At 37.6% G+C, this 8,265-nt stretch carries 3 protein-coding genes; 1 reads left to right on the forward strand and 2 read right to left on the reverse strand.

Going from position 1 to position 8,265, the window contains the following annotated elements:
- Nucleotides 1–5,537, reverse strand: a 5,537-nt coding sequence (locus tag ACFIMP_RS10030) for a right-handed parallel beta-helix repeat-containing protein (RefSeq protein WP_375686294.1), incomplete at its 3' end; no start/stop codon positions are given.
- Nucleotides 5,538–6,312: 775 nt separating this feature from the next.
- Between ACFIMP_RS10030 and ACFIMP_RS09140 the strand changes: the two genes are divergently transcribed.
- Nucleotides 6,313–7,443 (forward strand): metallophosphoesterase, encoded by a 1,131-nt coding sequence (locus ACFIMP_RS09140; protein WP_375613854.1) that lies wholly within the window; start codon nt 6,313–6,315, stop codon nt 7,441–7,443.
- A 616-nt stretch (nt 7,444–8,059) separates the two neighbouring features.
- Here the strand turns inward: ACFIMP_RS09140 and ACFIMP_RS09145 are convergent.
- A partial coding sequence (locus tag ACFIMP_RS09145) for a hypothetical protein (RefSeq protein WP_375686295.1) occupies nt 8,060–8,265 on the reverse strand: 206 nt, incomplete at its 5' end.

Below are 8,265 nucleotides of genomic sequence, written 5' to 3' on the forward strand. Positions count from 1 at the left end.
TATTTGAGAGGTCCGCGTTCAGAAGATAAGGTTCCTGTGTTTCCGTAAGTATAGAGGAAGAAACCGGTTTGTTTTTCTTCTTCTTTTCCTAAGACAGATGTTCTGATATTGCCTAAGAGTGCGTTTTGTTTAGCCATATCCGTTAATCCACTATAGAAGAGAGCATTTGGCATGACTAAGTAATTGGCCGTTTGTGCTACAGGGACGATCACACTTGGACCAGAACCAGAATCCGTTTCAAGAATTTCTTTATGTAAGCGGAAATCCCAGAAATTTTCATTCTTTTCATCAAAGAGGCTTTGTGCAACATCGGCTGTACCGTGGCTTGACTCTGGTCCATAGGCCGTTAGCGTATATTTATAAGGCAAACGATTTCTTGTGGTATAGCCATTTACGAGTTTGAAAGAGTCTTCTTGTGCTTTTCCAGATACTTGAATGAGCGAGAGGCCACCTATATTGGAAGGATCAGCAGCATTGACTACACTACTTTCATCTCCTGAATCGCTTTTGATATAAACTGTTGTGGAGCCTGAGACATCACCGTGGATCAGAAGTCTATCGGTTTTTTGATCGGCACTTGCTACGCCATCACTCCAAGCAATGTTGAAGTAAATCTTTGCGTCTCCCGTTGCGTTGTAGACTGTTTGCGTATCTGGTTTACCAGATCCTATATGCAATGTGTGATAATGATCTTCTACCAGTCCATCAAAAACAATAGAGCTGTTATCGAGATTAAGCGTAGAAATATCGGAACGAGATCTTTGAGCAATATCAAGCAGATTGCCATCAGCATCTTTTTCTTTTGTACTGGTCTTTAGTGTCCATGTTGTCTTGTTTTTTAGATCAAAACGTACAGTTCTATTTTTAGCAATATTCGCTCTGCCCTCTAGAGTAGACTGATCAGCGCTTAAGGTGAAGGTGCCATTGGAGATCGCTTTAATATCTTCCTCTTCCCAAAAGCTTTTTTCTTTCGTAAAGAGACCGTCCCCTAATAACACGTCGGCATGGATTCCCGAATTTGTGAGATTAACTGTACCAATTGACAGATCGGCACTATTTTCAATGTTATTTTTAGTGAAAGCTCCAACAAAAATTCCAGTACCATTTTCAGCATGAAGCTCTGCATTGGTTAAATTGATTTCACTGCTTTTACGTTTTTGTGGATCATCTGGATAATCTAGATCAGGATTAGAGAGAGCTATAAATTGCAAACCAGCAACTCCTGCTATCATAGAAGTATTCACGACATCAATATGTCCGTTAAATGCCGCCCATAGTGCAACTTTTTTTGCTTCTATTTTATTTTTTATTGTATTCTCTGCTGCTCCAATATAACCATTCGTCATCTTAATTGTGCTATTATTTGCTGCGGTGAGACCAAAATCAAAGTTTTGAATGATTGTTTTACCATTTAATTCGATTGCACTACCAAGTTCCGCAACGTTTACAGCAACGGTTTGTTGTTTACTTTCACCACCAGTTATTGTTAAATCTCCGCTAATGATTTTACTTCCACCGTCTGCATAAAACCCTTCATCGACATTTTGAATGGTTGTTTTGCCCATTAACCTAACTTCACTATCAGAGTCCGATGTCCATATACCAGTGCGTTCGTTGTCGGAGCCTTCAAGTGCTTCACCACCGATTATCGATAAGTTTTCGCTAATGATTTTACCACCGTTAACTGCTCCAAGGCCGTCCAAAGTATTGTTAATTATTGTATCACCATGCAATTGAATTGTGCTGTCATTGCCACTTACAAATGCACCGCTTCCTTTTCCCTCTGTTGTTAGAGCAACATCTGTGGCATCAATATGCCCTCCGTTGATTGCGAATAACGCTGTTTTGTTCGCGGCTACGGATCCTCCCGTCATTATGATCTTAGATCCTGAACCGTCTACAAGGAGTCCTTCGCCATTAGATGATATAATGTTAGCATTGTTTTTTAAGATAATCGTACTGCTGGTTTCGGCGCTTCCTCCTACAGCACGTCCACTAAATGATCCTCCTGAGACCGTTATTGTTGAGTGGTTATTTGCAACTATACTGGCGGCTGCTTGAGTCACTGTTACATCTTTTAAAGTGACGGTACTTTTATCTGCTTTTATTCCAAAGTTCAGTAACGCATCGTCTTTATTATTCGATATCTTCACACCTTCCAGCTTGTTTTCACCGCTGTTACTGTTTAAAAAGCCGGCACCAACTAGAGAAGTTTTAATGGTCCCTCCAGTCATGTTTATTGCGCCACCATCGTTTGTTGTAAGTCCAATTTCACTATTACTAATCGTTGTTCCTTCAAGCAATTCAACTACACTGCCTTCGCCATTAGAAAATACACCAGACGATATATCTTCGTCACCTAGAGATACATCTGTAACATTTAGAGACACATTTGTGACCGTAATATGTCCACCATTTTCAGCAACCAATGCATTACCTTTCCCCGTGACGGTTCCTCCCGTCATGCTGATGGTGGAGTTTGAACTATTTGCATAGAGTCCAATGTTATCAGATGATGTAATGTTTGCATTGTTGGTTAAAGTGATGGCGCTGCCGTTTTGAGCAGATATTGTTGTATTTTGTGCATGAAATGATCCTCCTGAGGCTGTTATTGTTGAGTGATCATCTGCAACTAAGGCATTGGTTGCTTGCATGACGGTTACATCTTTTAAAGTGACGGTACTTTTATCTGCTTTTATTCCAAAGTTCAGTAACGCATCGTCTTTACTATTCGATATCTTTACACCTTCTAGCTTGTTTTCGCTGTTGTTACTGTTTAAGAAGCCAGCACCAACTAGAGAAGTTTTAATGGCTCCTCCAGTCATCTTGATTGCACCATCGTTTAGTGCTTGAAGCCCGAGTGCACTATTACTAATAGTTGTATTTCCAAGTAATTCAATTACACTGCCTTCACCAACAGAAAATACACCAGACGATATATAGTCGTCACTTGGAGCCACATCTGTGACAGTTAGAGCCACATCTGCAACAGTAATATGTCCACCATTTTCAGCAACCAATGCATTACCTTTCCCCGTGACAGTTCCTCCCGTCATTGTGATGGTGGATTTTGAACCTTCTGCATAGAGTCCAACATTATCAGATGATGTAATGTTTGCATCATTGGTTAAAGTGATAGTGCTGCCGCTTTTAGCAGATATTGTTGTATTTTGTGCATGAAATGATCCTCCCGAGATTGTTATTGTCGAATCATTCTCTGCAAATATACCGGCGGCTGCTTGAGTCACTGTTACATCTTTTAAAGTAACGGTACTTTTATCTGCTTTTATCCCAAAGTTCAGTGGCGTATCGTCTTTATCACTCGATATTGTCACATTTTCTAGTTTGTTTTCATGACTGTTACTGTTTAAGAATCCAGCACCAGCTGCAGAAGCTGTAATGGTTCCTCCAATCATCTTGATTGCGCCATCATTTTGGAATGCAAGCCCGATTGCACTACCACTAATTGTGGTCTTTCCAAGCAATTCAATTACACTGTTTGCGCCATTAGAAAATACACCAAATGACTTATCGCTATCATTTGTTTTTAGGGTAACATCTGTAACAGTAATATGACCACCATCTTCAGCAACCAAAGCACTCGCTTTTCCCGTGACGTTTCCTTCTATCATTGTGATGGAGGAGTTTGAATCTTTAGCATATAATCCAACATCATCAGATGATGTAATTTTTGCACCGTTTGTTAAAGTGATGGCGCTGCCGTTTTGAGCAGATATTGTTGCATTTTGTGCATGAAATGATCCTCCCGAGATTGTTATTGTCGAATCATGATCTGCAAATATACCAGCGGCTGCTTGAGTCACTGTTACATCTTTTAAAGTGACGGTACCTTTATCTGCTTTTATTCCAAAGTTCAGTGGCGCATCGTCTTTACCACTCGATATTGTCACATTTTCTAGTTTGTTTTCACGGCTGTTACTGTTTAAGAAGCCAGCACCAGCTGCAGAAGCTGTAATGGTTCCCCCAGTCATCTTGATTACACCACCGTTTTGTGCTTGAAGCCCGATTGCACTATCACTAATCGTTGTCTTTCCAAGTAATTCAATCATGCTACCAAGGTCATCAGAAGCTACACCAATTCCATCACCATTTGTTTTTAGGGTGACATCTGTAACAGTAATATGGCCACCGTATGTTGTCGTTACTGCTTCCTCTTTCGCTGTAATGCTCCCTCCTGTCATTTCGATGATGGACTTTGAACCTTCCGCATAGAGTCCAGCATCGTTATATGATGTAATTTTTGCACCACCAGTTAAAGTGATGTTGCCGCCGTTTTGAGCAAATATTGCTGCTTTTTCTGCATCAAATGATCCTCCTAAGACGTTTACTGTGGAATCATATGCATCTATGGCAGTTTGTGCTTGCGTCACTGTTACATTATTTAAAGTGACATTACTGTTAGTTGCCTTGATTCCATTGATTAGTGGCGCATCATCTTTCCCACTTGATGTCACTACATCTTTCAGTTCGTTTTCTTTGCTCTTGCTATCTAAAAAGAATGCACCAACTTTGGACGCTGTAATGCTTCCCCCAGTCATTGCGATTGCGCCACTTTCTTGTGTTTTTAACCCGATTGTCGCATCATTGATCTTTGTATCAGATAATTCAATCACACTGTTTTCACCTTGAGACAATGCGCCGAATCCACTCTCAATTTTAGTACCCTTATTATATGCAGGGTTATCCCCTTCTGTAGTAGGTGCACTTGTGGTATCTTCCTTAGCTGTTAGAGTACCACCCGTGACTTTAATATGACCACCGTCGTTTGTATACAATGCTGCGTCTTTTCCAGTTACGCTTCCCCCAGTCATTTTTATGGTGGTATTTTCATCATCGGCATGGAGTCCGTTACCATTAGATGAGGTAATGTTAGTACCGCCATCTACAGTAATGGTGGTGCCGCCCATAGCATATACGCCATCCATTTTACCTTCGAATGATCCTCCGGATACTATAACTTGAGAAACGACATCCGCAAGTATACCAGTTTCTGCTTGCTTAACTGTTACATTTTCTAAAGTGATAAAACTTTCGTTGTTTATTTCTATTCCAAGGAGTGATGATGCTTCATTTTTATTATCTGATATCACTACATTTTGTAGTATATTTCTACTATTCTTACTATCATCAATATAAACACCAGTTTGAGAAGCTGTAATGTTCCCCCCAGTCAGGTTGATGTTAGCGCCGTCTTTTACAGAAATACCAAAACGAACATCAGAATCAGTGCCTTGAATATTTAAGCCATTTAATTCAAGCGCACTGTTAGCACCTTCAACTGTTACAACATATTTATCGCTACTTGTGTCTGTATTTGTGTTTTTATTTCCAGTTACAGTTACAGTACTGCCGGTGATTTTTCCTTTGTCTTTTACATAAATAGTCTCGTACGTTTTTCCGGATATATCTTTTTCTTCGTTGGCAACGTCAAGAGTTTCAGCATGTGCAGTGAACTGGATGTTGAATAGTATGATAGCAGCCGCAGCCGTGCATGATAAAAGGGATGTTTTATACACCAGTATTCTCCTTATGAGAGCCCCCAAATATTCATTTCCCCGCAAACTTCATAAGAAGAAGTGAAAATGGATAGTTGTTATTAATTTCGATAATTGTCTTTATTTGGTAAGATATTTTTGGTTTTTTGTCAAAATTAAAAAACAAATGATATTAAATTTGTATTAATTTATATTTAACACACAATGTGTTTGTAATTATTTATATTATATAATTAAATTTATTGTAAATCTATATTATAGAAATTATAAATATTATTATAATACTTACATAAGTTATATTATTTTTTTATAAAGTAATAATAGTATTTTCTGTAATACTTCTACATTTTTATAACTTATCAAAGTAAGTGATGACGGTAATACTCAAACACTATTGCTAGCACTTTTGATTATTTATACCTTATTTATCATAATATTCTAATATATTTGATCTTGATATCCAAAGGAGTTGGGTGCTCTAGTATAAGAATACATTTTTTCTCCTGTTGGGGATATTTTAATAGTATACGACTAAGTTTTTATAAGCTGTTGATGTATCGATGACATTTGAAAGAGCCAGAGCCCAAGCTTATAAATCTTAATCAATGAAGATGCTTCAAGTTGAAGGCTTGAAATCAACAGTGCTTTTATATCATCAAAGTGCACCTTCATTGAAGGATTATTGCTTTCGTTATTTCGAATTTTTGACATATTTTTGACAATAAAATCTAAAAAAATTGTCTCTGAGGAATTTTTTAATATAAAAAATATGTAACGTTTTTATGGTGATAGGTTTATGAGATATAAAGTTGAATTGGTAATCACCGTGATTGCTTTTACTCTCTCTGGTTGTTTTAATCTTGATGCTGAAAAAATAAAAAGAGACAAGAGGCTTCATCATGATGCATTCATGGATTGGTCGATGAAAGAAAAGTCTCTTACAAAAAATTATACTGCTATCATTATGGCTGATCCGCAACCGTGGCGTTTAAACTCTGGTGATGCCAATGGAATATCAAACAGAGAGCCATGGTTAAAGATAAATGAGCAGGTTGCTGGTGTGATAAAAGCGCATAAAGCTGCATTCCATATTGTCAATGGTGATCTGACGGAGTTTGGACAACAAAAAAACTATGATGATTATGAAAATGTTTATAAAACTCTTGGAGCACCTGTCTATGAGGGGCTAGGGAATCACGATTATGCCAATAATGTTGGTAATTGTACAAATCCTCAAGAATTCAGCTTTTACAAAGATGCTTGTGCTATAAGTGCAGTTTCAAGAATGGTATCGGAAATCAAAAAATACCGTAGTCAATTATCGCATTTCAATGCAGATGTTACTGAAAGCTTGGTTCCCATTTCGGGTGGAAATATTCGCTCGATAAGGGGGAGTTTGAGTTATTCTTGGGATTATGGAGATGTTCACTATGTGCAGCTTCACAATTATCCAAGCTATACGGTTGGTTTGAAGGGGCAGTCTACAGAAGTGCAAATCAATAAATCTTTAGATTGGCTTAGGAACGATTTAGCTGCTGCTGATGCAAGAGGTAAAGTGACAATCATTAATTTTCATGATGCGCGTGCTGCTTCCATTGATGGTGAATCCTTTTTTATTCGTAAAAAGAATGCTAAAGATTTGTCGGTCTTTAAGTCAATTATTACCTCTCATAATGTTAAAGCAATCTTCGTGGGTCACACGCATTATCAGTCTTATTGCCGTGCGAAAAATGATAAGGTTTTTGGAAATATCCCTATCTATACAGCTGGTGCGCTTTTTAATGGAGATTATTACCTCATAGATGTGAAAGGCAAGACCATTCACGTTAAAGCCTATAATGGAGAAATAGGAAAACCGCTTTTAATTAAAGATCTTGGTGTTATAGGGAAAGACACCCAATTTTCGGCAAGTTGCAGTAAGTTATAATAGGATTTGTTTCTTTGTCTTAAAGCATGAGGGAAAAAACGTATTATATGTGCGGACTTGAAGAGCAGTAGGAGTGTCTAAATGTTACTTAGAAATAGAGTGAAAAATCAGACATCTTTTTTATATCTTTTTCAAAGCTGTTAAGATTTCAGGTTATACGCTATAAGTGCAATGGTTTAATGTGAACTGAGCTTTAATACAAAGCAGAATAATGGTTTGTTATTCTATTTTTTCTTTTTAGGCTTTCATCTTTGAAGAAAGGGGAGTTTGTCAAGGGTGTGTTCATAATTTGCTAGCACATGTTGTCCAGAATTATCAAGAAGGCTGTTTCTATTAGTTTGTTGCGGTATAATTATCAAGTTATGCCCTTTGTTAGAGTTTATAATATCTACTCATGGGCAACTCTTTTCTTTTTCATAAGAAAAGCTTTTTATTTTGATCAATTTTTTACTTATAATCTTCAAACAATTGATGTTTTGTGATGCTATATAATTTCTCTTGATTAACCGTATGAACTTTTAGTTGTATTACAATTTTATCTTCTTCTTTTATACGTAAGTAAATCGTTACAATAATATGATACAAATATTGGAGTCTGTTTATAGCTGTTATGGTCTCATGCAATTATCCTTAGATGACTCTCACGTGTTTTGGCAGTTTTATCTTTGCTTTGAGAGAGGTGTAAAAAGGGGATTTTAAGAAGTTCCAGTTTAGAAAGAGCTTTTTTGCCCGCGAAAAGCTCTCTGATGCTGCCAAGGCTGGTATGGAACAAGCGGGCGAAGATCTGGCTAATTCGATTGTCGATGGCTTTATGTCGTCTAT

The organism is Bartonella sp. AP65SXKL (assembly GCF_042195725.1).
Classification (GTDB): domain Bacteria; phylum Pseudomonadota; class Alphaproteobacteria; order Rhizobiales; family Rhizobiaceae; genus Bartonella.

Excerpts from the sequence above, each read along its gene's own strand:
- ACFIMP_RS09140 (WP_375613854.1), top strand. The coding sequence starts at position 6,313 with ATGAGATATAAAGTTGAATTGGTAATCACCGTGATTGCTTTTACTCTC.